Raw genomic sequence first — 12,998 nt, forward strand, 5'->3', positions numbered from 1 at the left:
TATAAAAATGATATATTAGAGAACGTAACTACGCTAGATAATGTCATTTAAAAAGATCTCTGCCACGTTACAACCAAATTATTGTTATAAAGAAAAGAGGTGAGATATAAATGGGCGGTGATGCTTTTACCTTTGAGTTGTTCGGCCTGACCTTCAACTGGACGAACATCATTTCGGGAACAATCATTTGTTGTATCGTGTTTTTTGTTTGTTTCGGCTTATCTCGACACTTACAAATGAAGCCAACTAAAGGCCAGAACATGATTGAATGGGTGGTTGATTTCACGAATGGGATCACGCGGAGTCAAATGAACTCTACGGAAAGTGCTAAATATAGCTACTTTATCTTTATCCTGTTTGTTTTCTTGTTTGTTGCCAACCAATTTGGTTTGATTTTCCAATTTGGCTGGAACGGGCACGAACTACTCAAAAGTCCAACGGCTGACCCAGTCATCACGTTGACCTTCTCCTTGCTTTGTGTGACCTTGTCACATTTCGCAGGTATTGCGCAAAACGGGATGAAAGGTTATTTAAAGGAATTCGTTTCACCATTTGCATTGTTTTTACCAATCAAAATCGTGGAAGAATTCAGTAACTTTTTAACGTTAGGGTTGCGGATTTTCGGTAATATTTATGCCGGAGAACTGCTATTAGGCTTGATTGGACAAGTAGCGTTCTCGCATGGAGTCTGGACAATGCCAATTGGCCTAGCCCTAGAAGTGGTTTGGCAAGGGTTCTCAGTCTTTATTGGCTCCATCCAAGCTTATGTCTTTGTAACATTAACATCGGTTTATATTTCTCGGAAGGTCTCTGGGGAATAATCTGTCTATATCTTAAGGAGGATATGTACTATGGGTGCAATTGCTGCAGGTATTGCTGCTGGTTTAGCGGCTGTTGGTGCGGGTGTTGGTAACGGACAAGTTATCGGCCACGCGATTGATGGGATGACACGTCAACCAGAAATGGCTGGACGGGTTCAATCACTTATGTTCATTGGGGTTGGTTTGATCGAAGCCTTGCCTATCTTAGCGATCGTTATTGCTTTCCTTGTTATGAACAAGTAATTCAGGATTGTAAAATAACTTTTCGCAAAGGAGGTATCAGTAGATGTTTGTTCTAGCAGAATCCAACAGTCTATATGTTGGGGATCAAATCTTTTATCTAGTTTCATTCATCATTTTGGCATTGTTGGTATGGCATTTTGCTTGGAAGCCAGTTACGCAGATGATGCAAAAGCGGGCCGACAAGATTGCTAATGATATCGACACAGCCCAACAATCTCGCGAAGAAGCTGAAAAATTGGCCGCTCAACGTCAAGCAGAGTTGAAGGGGACCAAGGCCGAAGCGGCGAAGATCGTTGACGATGCTAAAAAGAGTGGGGAAAGTCAACGGACCCAAATCGTTGAAACTGCTCAACAAGATGCCCAAAACTTGAAAGAACAAGCCCGTCGGGATGCTGACCAAGCGCGTGAAAACGCCTTGCGTAGTGCCAAAGACGATGTGGCAAATCTATCTATTGAAATTGCTTCTAAGCTTATTCAAAAACAATTAAATGCGGACGATCAACAAGCACTAATTGATTCTTATATTGAAGGGTTGGTAAAACATGAGTCTTAATAAGATGACAGTTGCTAACCGCTATGCACGAGCTATGTTTGAATTAGTCGATGCACAGGGACAACTAGATCAAACTTATGAAGAACTTACCAATTTACGTCAAGTCTTTCTCGATAACCCAACTTTAGCCAGCCTGTTGTCTGGTGTTAACTTGAGTTTGAAAGAAAAGGAATCATTACTTCAAGTTTTGAAACAGGATGCATCGCAACCAGTTACAAACTTGATTCAAATGGTGTTTGATTACGGCCGAATGGATACCTTGGTCGCAATTATCAATGAGTTTGAACGGCGGTATGATTTGAAGTACAAGCGAGTTCATGCTGACGTTGTCACAGCGGTGCAACTAGATGAAACACGGCGCAATCAACTGAAAGCTAATTTAGCTGAACGATTAGGGGCTAATGAAGTCCTTTTATCCGAAAAGGTTGATCCAGCAATTATTGGTGGTGTAATTGTACAAACCGAAAATCAAACGATGGACGGTAGTATTGCCACTCAAATTGAACAAGTACGTCGTTTACTTTTAAATTAGTAATTTGAAACTGAAGAGGTGAGATTTGTATGAGCATTAAAACTGAGGAAATCAGTTCACTCATCAAGAAGCAACTCGCCAACTACGAAGCAACGATTTCCGTTGAAGAAACAGGGACCGTTACCTATGTTGGGGATGGGGTTGCTCGGGCCGATGGTTTGGAAAATGCCATGGCCGGTGAGTTGCTCGAATTTAGTAATGGTGTCTACGGGATGGCCCAAAACCTCGAAAGTAACGATGTTGGTATCGTTATTTTAGGGGAATACACTGGAATTCGTGAAGGTGACACAGTTAAACGGACTGGTCGGATCATGGAAGTTCCCGTTGGTGACGCCTTATTAGGTCGGGTTGTTGACCCATTAGGACGTCCAATTGACGGTCTTGGTGACATCAAGACTGAAAAGACTCGTCCTATCGAGCATAAAGCTCCAGGTGTTATGGAACGGAAGAGTGTTTCGGTTCCACTACAAACTGGGATTAAAGTGATTGATGCGTTAGTTCCAATTGGTCGGGGACAACGTGAATTGATCATTGGTGACCGGAAGACTGGTAAGACTTCGATTGCCATTGATACTATCATCAATCAAAAAGACCAAGACATGATTTGTATTTATGTTGCAATTGGGCAAAAGGAATCAACGGTTCGGGCGCAAGTAGAAACTTTACGTCAGTTTGGGGCCCTTGATTACACGATCGTCGTTTCAGCCAGTGCTTCTAATCCAGCACCAATGCTTTGGATTGCACCTTATGCTGGGGCAGCGATGGGTGAAGAGTTTATGTTTGGTGGTCGTGATGTTTTGATTATCTATGATGATTTATCTAAACAAGCCGATGCATACCGTGAACTTTCCTTGATTCTTCGTCGGCCACCTGGTCGTGAAGCTTACCCTGGTGATATTTTCTATACGCACTCACGGTTGTTGGAACGGGCTGCGCGGTTATCTGACGACCTTGGTGGTGGTTCGATGACAGCCTTGCCAGTCATTCAAACCCAAGCTGGGGACGTTTCGGCCTACATTCCAACTAACGTTATTTCCATTACTGATGGACAAATCTTCTTGAACGCTGATTCGTTCTATGCTGGACAACGGCCAGCCATTGATGCCGGGACTTCTGTTTCACGGGTCGGTGGTGATGCCCAAATCAAAGCGATGAAGAAGGTTTCTGGGACTTTACGGCTTGATATTGCCTCATACAACGAATTAGCCTCATTTGCGCAATTTGGTTCAGATCTGGATGCGGCCACTCAAGCTAAGTTAGCACGTGGTCAACGGACGGTTGAATTATTGAAGCAAGGTTTGCATGCCCCACAACCAGTAGAACAACAAGTTGTAACCCTCTATGCCTTGGCACATGGTTATGTTGATGATGTGCCAGTTGATGACATTGCGCGGTTTGAAAGTGAATTGGCAAGTTACATGCATGGTAACCACCAAGACCTTTACGATCAAATCGCCCAATCAGGTCAATTGCCTGGTGATGATTCCTTAGATGATGCTATCAAGGCCTTTAAGCAATCATTCCAAACATCAGCTGAAGCAAGTCAAGCTCAAAATGATTAAAAACCCGGTAAGAAAGGACGGTGAGGATAAGTGCCAGCTTCACTAGCTGCTGTTAAGCGGCGGATTGAATCGACCAAGAGTACGCGCCAAATTACGGCGGCCATGCAAATGGTTTCAACTGCCAAGCTTAACCAAATTCAACACCACACAACGACTTACCAGGTTTATGCCGATAAGGTTAAATCAATTTTAGCGAGCCTGGTTAAATCACATGCAATTGATTCACTGGGTGGGAATAAAGGAATGAGTTCCCTTTTTCACCCACGTGAAGTGAAAAAGACTGGGATCCTTGTAATCACTTCAGATCGGGGCTTAGTTGGGAGTTACAATAGTAACGTCATCAAGGCAACACTCGATCTGATGCGGGAAAAGAATTTAACTGCTGCCAATACCGAATTCTTAACGGTCGGCCGGACAGGGTTAGATTTCTTCCAAAAACGCGGCATGGATGTCGTATATGAATACACGGGTGTCAGTGACGTGCCAAAGTATGCTGAAGTACGGCATATTGTCAACGCAGCGGTACAAAAATATCAAGATGGCGCGTATGATGAACTGTATATTTCATACAGTCACTACGTTAACCGGATTTCAACAGAAGTAAAGTCGGAGAAGTTCTTGCCAATTTCAGCTGATGATTTGGTTGATCCGAACGAGAAAGCTTCAACGAGTACTGAAGAAAATCCAGTTCCAGCCGCAGAATACGAAATTGAACCTTCATTAGATGAATTTGTTGAGATGGTTGTTCCACAATATGCGGAAAGCTTAATTTATGGAGCCATTTTGGACGCCAAAACGTCCGAACATTCATCCAGTTCAAATGCGATGAGTTCTGCGACGGATAATGCCGATGATATTATTTCAACCTTACAGTTGCAATATAACCGAGCACGTCAAGCAGCCATCACCACCGAAATTACTGAAATTACCGGTGGGATGACTGCCCAAGAATAATTAGGAGGAAACAATATGAGTGCTACTGGAAAAGTTGTTCAAGTTATTGGACCAGTTGTTGATATTGAATTCCCCTTAGATGAAAAACTACCTGAAATTAACACTGCCTTAGTTATTCAAATGGCAGATGATCAAACTTTGACTGTCGAAGTTACCTTGGAATTAGGTGACGGGGTTGTTCGGACAATTGCCATGGACGCCACCGATGGATTAAAGCGGGGAATGGAAGTTACAAACACCGAAGGCTCAATTAGCGTTCCGGTTGGTGACGAAGTTCTTGGTCGGGTGTTCAACGTCTTAGGTGATACAGTTGACAATGGTCCTCAATTTGGACCAGATGCACAACGGATGCCAATTCACCGTGACGCACCAAAATACGAAGACTTAAATGACAATACCGAAATTTTGGAAACGGGGATCAAGGTGATTGATCTCTTAGCTCCATATGTTCGTGGTGGTAAGATCGGTCTATTCGGTGGTGCCGGTGTTGGTAAGACGGTTCTGATTCAAGAACTAATTCACAACATTGCCCAAGGGCATAATGGGATTTCTGTCTTTACGGGGGTTGGTGAACGAACCCGTGAAGGTAACGATATGTATTATGAAATGAAAGAATCAGGAGTTCTTGACAAGACGGCCATGGTTTATGGTCAAATGAACGAACCTCCTGGTGCCCGGATGCGGGTGGCCTTGACCGGTTTGACGATTGCGGAATACTTCCGTGACGTTAAGGGACAAGATGTGCTTTTGTTTATTGATAATATCTTCCGGTTTACCCAAGCTGGTTCAGAAGTTTCAGCCTTACTTGGTCGAATTCCTTCAGCCGTTGGTTACCAACCAACCTTGGCGACTGAAATGGGTCAATTACAAGAACGGATTACTTCAACTAAGCAAGGTTCGATCACTTCAATTCAAGCCGTTTATGTGCCAGCCGATGATTATACCGACCCGGCACCAGCAACTACTTTCGCCCACTTGGATGCCACGACTAACTTGGAACGGTCCTTAACTCAAATGGGGATCTATCCAGCTGTGGATCCTTTGGCTTCGACTTCAACGGCATTGACTCCTGAAATTGTTGGAGAAGAACACTATGAAGTCGCTACTGAAGTCCAACACGTCTTGCAACGTTACCGTGAACTCCAAGACATTATCTCAATCTTAGGGATGGATGAATTGTCAGATGAAGAACAGACGGTCGTTGCTCGGGCTCGGCGGATCCAATTCTTCTTGTCGCAAAGTTTTAGTGTGGCGGAACAATTTACTGGTCAACCAGGGGCCTATGTATCATTAAAGGATACGATCAAAGGCTTTAAGGAAATTCTGGAAGGGAAGTACGATGATCTTCCAGAAGATGCCTTCCGGTTGGTAGGTTCAATTGATGAAGTGGTAGCAAAGGCTAAGAGTATGCAGGCGGCTGTTGAAGAATAGGAGGGATAGTTATGGCTGAACATTCATTTCAGGTGACTATTTCTACTCCTGATGGAGTTGTTTATGATCAACCAGCTACGATGGTTGTGGTAACGACGGCCGGCGGCCAAATGGGTGTCATGGCTAACCACGTTCCAGTGGTAGCAGCTTTGGGCATCGATTTGGTGACGGTAAAGCATAGCGATACCGACGCTGCTGATGACGTTATCGCGGTCAATGGTGGCTTTATGGAATTCCATAATAATGTCGCAACAATTGCTGCTGATAGTGCTGAATTAGCGCAAAATATTGACATTAATCGGGCCGAATCCGCTAAGGAACGGGCTGAAAAAATGCTTAATCAAGCTAATGCCAGCCACAATAAGAGTGAATTGGATCGGGCTGAAGTTCACTTGAAACGGGCAATTAACCGTTTGAAGGCCACTAACCGACCAATTTAAAGTTAATATTAAATTAATAGCCTGTGGCAAGTATGCTGCAGGCTATTTTTTAAAAGGAGTAAAAATGACTTGGCTTAGTTCACTTATTAAATTTATGGTGGAGATTGGAGCGGTTCTTATAACTTTCCAAGCCCTTCGCCAACTTCATCTAGAACGGTTCTTTCGTCAAGAGCAACCATCCTGGCCACTCTTCATGGTATTAATTTCCGTTGCGATTGGTTATGGTTGTGCCCAATTTTGTATTAGTTTCTTTGAAACCTTATACCAGATGATGAATACGATCCGTTAGTATAATATTATGGTATAATGACGAGTACATGTGAGAAGGAGCCTAGCCGTCTTGTTAACGATCATTAAATTGTTGATTAAACTTTATCAGCGTGACCGATCCCTGCGACGGCCTTATCGGGTATGTCGTTTTGAACCATCATGTTCAAATTATATGTTAACGGCCATCGATCGCTTTGGTTACCGGGGAATTTTAATGGGATTAAACCGTATTTTGCGGTGTCGTCCCGGAGTTCCCGGTGGTTACGATCCGGTTCCTGATCATTTTACAATCAATTCAGCGAAGGCAAAAAAGGTGAAATAGTGGCAAAGAAAGATAAAACAATTGAAGTAACGGTTAATGATATTGAACGGAATAATCAGCCGATTCAACAAGTTTTTATAGGGAAACAGTTGATTGGTGAAATCTTACCGGATCAGGAAAAATTCAAGGCAACCATGCTAACTAATCAAGCGCAATTCTTTGTGCATTCCCAAGAAGAGGGGTTAGCAATGATCTTGCAAGAGTATCATTTACATAAATAATCGATTAAGAGAAAGGAGTCATAATGCGTCGTGCAATAGACTTTTTAAAGTGGCGTAAGGGAGCCACAATCGATTGGGGAATTGTATTTTGTGTCTTGATTTTGGCAATCGTGGGGATCATGTCGATTTATGTGGCGGCTGATAATGACACCTCAGGTGGAGCCGTCTATCGGCAAGTGATATCCCAATTTGTATGGTATGTAATTGGCGCGGTGGTTGTCTATTTGGTAATGCAAATGGATGCCGAACAGCTCTGGAAAGTCGCCCCTTACGTCTATGGAGCGAGTTTGTTCCTGATGTTTGCGGTCGTTATCTTCTATAGTCGTTCCTACTATATCAGTACTGGCGCGCGGAGCTGGTTTGCCATCGGTCCTTTTACTTTTCAACCATCTGAAATTGCTAAACCAGCTTATGTTTTAATGATGGGGCGGGTGATTACCACCCATAATTCGATGTACCCCAAACACACTGCCAAGTCCGATTGGAAATTAATTGGGAAAATGGTTCTCTGGTTGTTACCATTGATTGTGAGTCTGACTTTACAAAATGACTTCGGGACCAGTTTAGTCTTTTGTGCCATTTTTGCTGGGTTAGTGCTAGTATCAGGAATTACTTGGCGAATTATAATTCCAAGTGTCACGATTGTGGGGGCGATCGGAGGGGCGGCTCTTTGGATGGTGACTAGTAACTTTGGCCGCTCAATCTTAACAATGGTGGGCTTTCAATCCTATCAATTTGATCGGGTTGATACCTGGTTACATCCAGAACAAGACACCACTAATCAGGGCTATCAGCTTTGGCAAAGTATCAAGGCGGTTGGTTCCGGTGGCTTGACGGGGACTGGTTTTAATCATTCGAATGTCTACGTTCCCGTTCGTGAATCTGATATGATCTTTACCGTGATTGGTGAAAACTTTGGCTTTATCGGCAGTATTGCTTTAGTTGCCATTTACATGCTGTTAATCTATTTGATGATTCGAGTGATCTTTGAAACCCGGAATGAGTTTTATGCTTACTTGTCTACGGGAGTGGTAATGATGATCCTATTCCACGTCTTTGAAAATATCGGGATGAATATTGGTTTGCTTCCATTAACCGGGATTCCACTACCATTTGTTAGTGCAGGGGGCTCCTCGCTGCTAGGAAACCTGATTGGAATCGGGATTATCTTATCGATGCGTTATCATGAGGATCGGTCATGACTAGAAAATTAGCCCATCCATGGTGGCAAAGAGAACGAGACCAGATAGTTGAAATTGGTTTAACACCAGAAGCTCTGGACTATTTAAAAAAGATCAACTTCATCGATGGCCCGCTTGTGGGTGCACAAGTTCGATCAACTTGGCCGTGTTTGCAAGTTGAAGCGAGCAGCACCAATACAGATTTAACTTTGCCTGTTAGTGGGACGATTCTTGCTAAAAATGAGCAAGTTTTAAATCAATGGCAGCCTAAGATTAGCCAGCAAACTTGGCTTTATCAAATTAAACCTTACGCATAATAAAAAAGCCTTCAAAGTTCGTATAATCGATCTCTGAAGGCTTATTCCATTAAAAGGAGGATGCCAATGGATGGGAAACAAATTAAACATTTGAATCAACAAGTTCGGGAATTACGTCATGCGACGGCAAAGGGGCAAGTTTTTAAACAATTGGACCGCCTTGCAGGAGACCTCATCGAGCAAACTCCACGTCATCCGCGAACGCCAATTGCGACGGTTGAAGATGATGCGGCCTTTTATGATGAGTTAAGGCAAATGTATGAAAAATTGCAAGACGATCAATTGGATCAAGTTAGTGATGTCTGGTTATTAAGCTTGTTAGATCATTTTAAAGTCGATGATCCAGCCATTCGGCTGAACGGCTGCCTCATGATCTTCAATGCCCTCTTAGCAAATGATCTTTTGACTAATGATCAATTACGCTTGAGCTTTCATTATTTGGCACAAAATGACATCTTATTAGGGCATATTGACGAACCTAAAAATCGTGCTGTGTTTGGTCGTGCAACGGCGTTGTCAGCTTTAGCGAGTCTGCTCTATGCTGATCGAGCTGGCTACTTCTTTTTACAAGCGTATGAAGTGGATCGGCTAGTTGATTTAGTGGCGATGATCTTAGTGATGGAAAAAGATACGCGTGGCTTTGTTGGTGAGCAAGGCTGGGCCCATATGTATGCGGAATTAGCCAATGTCTTAGGAGAACTATCCCAACGCGAAGAATTGGTCCGCGGGGATAAAGTCTGTCTGATGGCATTACTATTGGCTAATTATTCTCGCTTAACGACACCTTTAATTATGGGCGAAAATGAGCAGTTGGCTGACTACCTGGTTAATTTAATGAATCAACATCAGGTCTATCGGCGTTATTTCTTATTAGCATTACGGAATTGGCGGCTTCGTTTACGAGCCAGTCGCCCGCAAAATGCGGGAAACTGGCATCAGATTTTTAATTATCGGCGCTTAATGCAATGCTTGTTGATGGTTAATGATTTACCAGAACAGATTGGTAAGGTCATTTTGGAGCAGGATGACCAAAATGAGTAAATATGCTATAATGAAGTTTCTGGAAACGCGTAATAAATAAAATTGAAAGAAGGTACAACCATGACGGACAAGAAATTACACATTGCTCTGTTGTTCGGCGGTAACTCCTCAGAACATGACGTATCCAAACGGTCAGCCCATAATATTTTTGACGGGATGGATAAGGACAAGTATGATGTCTCGCTGTTCATGTTTACCAAAGATGGCATTTTACTCGATCATCAATCATCACAACGTATTTTTGATGGTGAACCAGAAGATCAGGTCGTTAAAGAAGCGTATGCGAAGATGGATTTAGCTTCACCTTTAGCGCCAATTGCGGCCTTAAACGAAGTCCCAGAAATTGACTTTTTCTATCCGGTGATTCACGGGAATTTAGGTGAAGATGGGACTGTGCAAGGCTTATTCCGGCTCTTAAAGAAGCCTTATGTTGGCTCAGGAATTGCCGCTAGTGCCATGGCTTTTGATAAGGAATTAACTAAACGGATTTTAAATCAAGCCGGCATTCGGAATACCAAATACATTTTGGTTACTCCTGATAACCAAGCAAACTATGGCTGGGACCAAGTTAAGGCTGAATTAGGGGACCTGGTTTTTGTGAAACCAGCTAAACAAGGTTCCTCAGTTGGAATTCATAAGGTACGTAATGCCGAAGAATATCAAGCTGCCCTGGCGGATGCCCTGACTTATGATTATAAGGTCCTGATTGAAGAAGCAGTGCCAAATCCACGTGAAATTGAAATTTCGATTTTGGGGAATGAACATCCAATTGCTTCCAAACTAGGTGGTTTACGGATCCCAGAAGGCGATGATTTCTATGACTACAACAATAAATTCGTTGATGCCAGTGGGGTCGTTTTTGACCTACCAGTTATTGTAGCGGAACCATTACAAAAAGAAATCACGCAAATGGCCTTGGATGCTTATCAAGCGCTAGAAATGAAAGGGATGTGTCGGATGGATTTCTTAGTTGATGAAAATGACGTCCCATATCTAAGTGAACCAAACACGCTCCCAGGCTTCACTAACATTTCCTTATATCCACAGATGTGGAATGTTTCAGGGATTTCCTACTCCGAATTAATCGATCGGCTGATTGAGCTAGGAATTGAAGAATTTAACCATCAAAATAAACTTCGCTATGATTTCCAATCTCTGGGCGAGGAACATGTCGGGAAGAAGATCTACAATTAGTAAATCTAAAACAGTCTGCGGACTGTTTTTTTATTATGTCCAGATTAATTACTAGCAATCTCCTAAGGACAGGTGTTAGAATTTGTTTTATTATTATGAAGGTAATTAATATTTGCTTGCCTAATATAATTGGCTATGCTAATATATATTTGATAATCCATAGGGATTAATAGTAAGGAGCAAAAGAGATGGAATTGAATGGTGCTAAGTTTCGGGAGATTCGTCGTGAGAAGGGACTATCACAAATTGATTTATCAGAAGGTATTTGTACCCAAGCGACCATTAGTTTAATTGAAAATAGCAACCGAATTCCGAAATTGGAAATTTTGAATCAGTTGGTTGATCGCTTAGATGTTCCCCTCAACGCAATTTTAGTTGTGGACCGGGTGGATAATGGCTTGCTCGAACAAGTTACTAATTCTCTCTATCAAAATAAATTGGGAGAGGTAAATCATCTTATTGATGAGATCGATCCCAATTGCTTAGATGGTGATGATTTAACCCGTTACTATTATCTGGTGGGCTTTAAAGAATTACGTCAGGGACACTATGATGATGCTATTTATAATTTGGGACTAGTGTTAACTCAATTATCAGTTAACAGCAGTCGTCAAGATTATTGGCCAGCAGTTTATTATGGCTTTGCTGCGGCTTATTCGAGAAAAGGCGACTATAACAAGGCGCAAGAAATGGTTGATCGATCTATGAAAGATCTGACCCACTTCATGGAAGGTGCTCGTCACCGGAATTATGGCTTTTGGCTTGCAATTTCCGTGGCGCAATTACAACTGGAATTGGATCAGCCAGATAAATCTTTACAAGTATGTCGAGCAATTATTAAGGTGGCCTTAAATAAACGGCAGTTGTCTCCCTTAGGCAAAGCCTACCATGTAATGGGGCAAGTTAATTTATCACAAGGCGATTCCCAGTTAGCGCGAGAAAATATTACGATTGCCAATAGTTTTGCCAAGGTCCTCAAAGATCAAGTAGAATTGAAAGAAACCGCAGCACTCCTCGATTCAATTAAAGACTAAATAAAGTGAGATTAAACCATGTATATCAAAGGTGAAGAAGTAAAGAAAATTCGGAAGTCATTAGGACTTTCCCAAATTGAATTAGCAGCCGGAATTTGTTCCCAAGCGACCATTAGTTTGATTGAAAAAGAAAATCGACTCCCTAAGAGCTCGACCCTTACTAAGATCTGTGATCGTTTGCAGATTCCGATTGGGCAAGTGATCGTTTATGATCACCAAACCATGCAACAGAATTTAGATCAATTAGCCAAAGAACTAATGGTTGGGGAAGTTGACCAAGTCGAAACGGCCATGGGAAACATTATTTTTGATGACCTCACTAGTAAAGAAGAACAATTTGTTTATCAAGTCTACTCTGGTTTAGCTAAATTGCGTGCAGGGAAGAATAAAGAGGCCACATTTGAATTCCAAAATTTACTCGGCCAAGCCTATCAAGCCGATTTTTCGACTTATATTCCTTTAGTGATGTACGGTAATGGCTTAACCTATCTAGTCAATGAAGACCACCGGTATGCCGATGGGATCTTTGATAATATTTATCAATCATTGCGGAATGTCACTTTAAGGACCAGTTATTGGAAAGTGATCTTGTATGCGGGTTTAGCTTCATCGATGTTAGAAATGCAAAAACCAGGCCGGGCCTTAGAAATGATCAAGGTAGCTTGTGAGACTGCCCGTGAATTAGATTCGCTTTATCCGATGAGTGGACTATTCTTAATTAAGGCCCAGGTGGAACGGGCCTTGAAAAAAGAAGAAGAGTCTCAAGCTGATTTTAAGACCGCTCAACAACTAGCTGATTTGAATCATCAGACCTATGTTCAACAACAGTTGAATCAATTTAATTAAAAATAAGCTCCCAGCATATTAGCCGGGAGCTTATTT

The 12,998-nt window shown here is 42.3% G+C and carries 17 protein-coding genes; all 17 read left to right on the plus strand.

Annotated features, from left to right (window positions below; all coding sequences use genetic code 11):
* Positions 1-110: 110 nt before the first annotated feature.
* The 17 genes from atpB to FC60_RS00955 all read left to right on the plus strand — a co-directional run bounded on the left by atpB (position 111) and on the right by FC60_RS00955 (position 12,962).
* A complete protein-coding gene (gene atpB, locus FC60_RS00875) occupies positions 111-821 on the plus strand; it encodes a F0F1 ATP synthase subunit A (protein ID WP_007122068.1) in 711 nt (236 codons plus the stop codon).
* A gap of 30 nt (positions 822-851) precedes the next feature.
* Positions 852-1,064: a F0F1 ATP synthase subunit C gene (gene atpE, locus FC60_RS00880; RefSeq protein ID WP_040468012.1), complete on the plus strand. Its 213-nt coding sequence runs from the start codon at positions 852-854 to the stop codon at positions 1,062-1,064.
* Between the two features lie 43 nt (positions 1,065-1,107).
* Positions 1,108-1,617, plus strand: a complete 510-nt coding sequence (gene atpF, locus FC60_RS00885; RefSeq protein ID WP_056936637.1) for a F0F1 ATP synthase subunit B — start codon at positions 1,108-1,110, stop codon at positions 1,615-1,617.
* Positions 1,607-2,149 (plus strand): ATP synthase F1 subunit delta, encoded by a 543-nt coding sequence (gene atpH, locus FC60_RS00890; protein ID WP_007122066.1) that lies wholly within the window; start codon positions 1,607-1,609, stop codon positions 2,147-2,149. Before atpF ends, atpH begins: the two co-directional genes overlap by 11 nt.
* 29 nt (positions 2,150-2,178) lie before the next feature.
* Complete coding sequence (gene atpA, locus FC60_RS00895; RefSeq protein WP_056936638.1) at positions 2,179-3,711, plus strand: F0F1 ATP synthase subunit alpha; 1,533 nt, start codon at positions 2,179-2,181, stop codon at positions 3,709-3,711.
* Positions 3,712-3,741: 30 nt separating this feature from the next.
* Positions 3,742-4,665: a F0F1 ATP synthase subunit gamma gene (locus tag FC60_RS00900; protein WP_056936639.1), complete on the plus strand. Its 924-nt coding sequence runs from the start codon at positions 3,742-3,744 to the stop codon at positions 4,663-4,665.
* Positions 4,666-4,680: 15 nt separating this feature from the next.
* Entirely contained in the window at positions 4,681-6,096 is a 1,416-nt protein-coding gene (gene atpD / locus FC60_RS00905; protein WP_007122063.1) for a F0F1 ATP synthase subunit beta, read from the plus strand.
* An 11-nt stretch (positions 6,097-6,107) separates the two neighbouring features.
* Positions 6,108-6,536: a F0F1 ATP synthase subunit epsilon gene (locus FC60_RS00910; RefSeq protein ID WP_056936640.1), complete on the plus strand. Its 429-nt coding sequence runs from the start codon at positions 6,108-6,110 to the stop codon at positions 6,534-6,536.
* Between the two features lie 64 nt (positions 6,537-6,600).
* Positions 6,601-6,825: a DUF1146 domain-containing protein gene (locus tag FC60_RS00915; protein WP_040468011.1), complete on the plus strand. Its 225-nt coding sequence runs from the start codon at positions 6,601-6,603 to the stop codon at positions 6,823-6,825.
* A gap of 51 nt (positions 6,826-6,876) precedes the next feature.
* The gene (gene yidD, locus FC60_RS00920) at positions 6,877-7,128 is read left to right on the plus strand and encodes a membrane protein insertion efficiency factor YidD (protein WP_056936641.1); all 252 of its coding nucleotides are present in this window, start codon (positions 6,877-6,879) and stop codon (positions 7,126-7,128) included.
* Complete coding sequence (locus tag FC60_RS00925) at positions 7,128-7,349, plus strand: DUF2969 domain-containing protein (RefSeq protein WP_056936642.1); 222 nt, start codon at positions 7,128-7,130, stop codon at positions 7,347-7,349. The genes yidD and FC60_RS00925 overlap by 1 nt, the downstream gene beginning before the upstream one ends.
* Positions 7,350-7,372: 23 nt before the next feature.
* Positions 7,373-8,551 (plus strand): FtsW/RodA/SpoVE family cell cycle protein, encoded by a 1,179-nt coding sequence (locus tag FC60_RS00930; RefSeq protein ID WP_056936643.1) that lies wholly within the window; start codon positions 7,373-7,375, stop codon positions 8,549-8,551.
* Complete coding sequence (locus FC60_RS00935) at positions 8,548-8,847, plus strand: biotin/lipoyl attachment domain-containing protein (protein WP_056936644.1); 300 nt, start codon at positions 8,548-8,550, stop codon at positions 8,845-8,847. The genes FC60_RS00930 and FC60_RS00935 overlap by 4 nt, the downstream gene beginning before the upstream one ends.
* Before the next feature lie 66 nt (positions 8,848-8,913).
* A complete protein-coding gene (locus FC60_RS00940) occupies positions 8,914-9,888 on the plus strand; it encodes a DUF2785 domain-containing protein (RefSeq protein WP_056936645.1) in 975 nt (324 codons plus the stop codon).
* A 60-nt stretch (positions 9,889-9,948) separates the two neighbouring features.
* Positions 9,949-11,082, plus strand: coding sequence for a D-alanine--D-alanine ligase family protein (locus FC60_RS00945; RefSeq protein ID WP_056936646.1), 1,134 nt, complete (start codon positions 9,949-9,951; stop codon positions 11,080-11,082).
* Between the two features lie 188 nt (positions 11,083-11,270).
* Entirely contained in the window at positions 11,271-12,116 is an 846-nt protein-coding gene (locus tag FC60_RS00950; protein ID WP_056936647.1) for a helix-turn-helix domain-containing protein, read from the plus strand.
* Positions 12,117-12,134: 18 nt separating this feature from the next.
* Positions 12,135-12,962, plus strand: a complete 828-nt coding sequence (locus FC60_RS00955) for a helix-turn-helix domain-containing protein (protein ID WP_056936648.1) — start codon at positions 12,135-12,137, stop codon at positions 12,960-12,962.
* The last annotated feature ends 36 nt before the right edge of the window (positions 12,963-12,998 follow it).

Origin of the sequence: Limosilactobacillus gastricus DSM 16045, from assembly GCF_001434365.1 — a bacterium.
GTDB lineage: Bacteria > Bacillota > Bacilli > Lactobacillales > Lactobacillaceae > Limosilactobacillus > Limosilactobacillus gastricus.

Bases quoted from the DNA above. Each gene is read 5' to 3' on its own strand.
- atpB (WP_007122068.1), top strand. From the start codon at position 111: ATGGGCGGTGATGCTTTTACCTTTGAGTTGTTCGGCCTGACCTTCAAC.
- atpE (WP_040468012.1), top strand. From the start codon at position 852: ATGGGTGCAATTGCTGCAGGTATTGCTGCTGGTTTAGCGGCTGTTGGT.
- atpF (WP_056936637.1), top strand. From the start codon at position 1,108: ATGTTTGTTCTAGCAGAATCCAACAGTCTATATGTTGGGGATCAAATC.
- atpH (WP_007122066.1), top strand. From the start codon at position 1,607: ATGAGTCTTAATAAGATGACAGTTGCTAACCGCTATGCACGAGCTATG.
- atpA (WP_056936638.1), top strand. From the start codon at position 2,179: ATGAGCATTAAAACTGAGGAAATCAGTTCACTCATCAAGAAGCAACTC.
- atpD (WP_007122063.1), top strand. From the start codon at position 4,681: ATGAGTGCTACTGGAAAAGTTGTTCAAGTTATTGGACCAGTTGTTGAT.
- FC60_RS00910 (WP_056936640.1), top strand. From the start codon at position 6,108: ATGGCTGAACATTCATTTCAGGTGACTATTTCTACTCCTGATGGAGTT.
- FC60_RS00915 (WP_040468011.1), top strand. From the start codon at position 6,601: ATGACTTGGCTTAGTTCACTTATTAAATTTATGGTGGAGATTGGAGCG.
- FC60_RS00930 (WP_056936643.1), top strand. From the start codon at position 7,373: ATGCGTCGTGCAATAGACTTTTTAAAGTGGCGTAAGGGAGCCACAATC.
- FC60_RS00935 (WP_056936644.1), top strand. From the start codon at position 8,548: ATGACTAGAAAATTAGCCCATCCATGGTGGCAAAGAGAACGAGACCAG.
- FC60_RS00940 (WP_056936645.1), top strand. From the start codon at position 8,914: ATGGATGGGAAACAAATTAAACATTTGAATCAACAAGTTCGGGAATTA.
- FC60_RS00945 (WP_056936646.1), top strand. From the start codon at position 9,949: ATGACGGACAAGAAATTACACATTGCTCTGTTGTTCGGCGGTAACTCC.
- FC60_RS00950 (WP_056936647.1), top strand. From the start codon at position 11,271: ATGGAATTGAATGGTGCTAAGTTTCGGGAGATTCGTCGTGAGAAGGGA.
- FC60_RS00955 (WP_056936648.1), top strand. From the start codon at position 12,135: ATGTATATCAAAGGTGAAGAAGTAAAGAAAATTCGGAAGTCATTAGGA.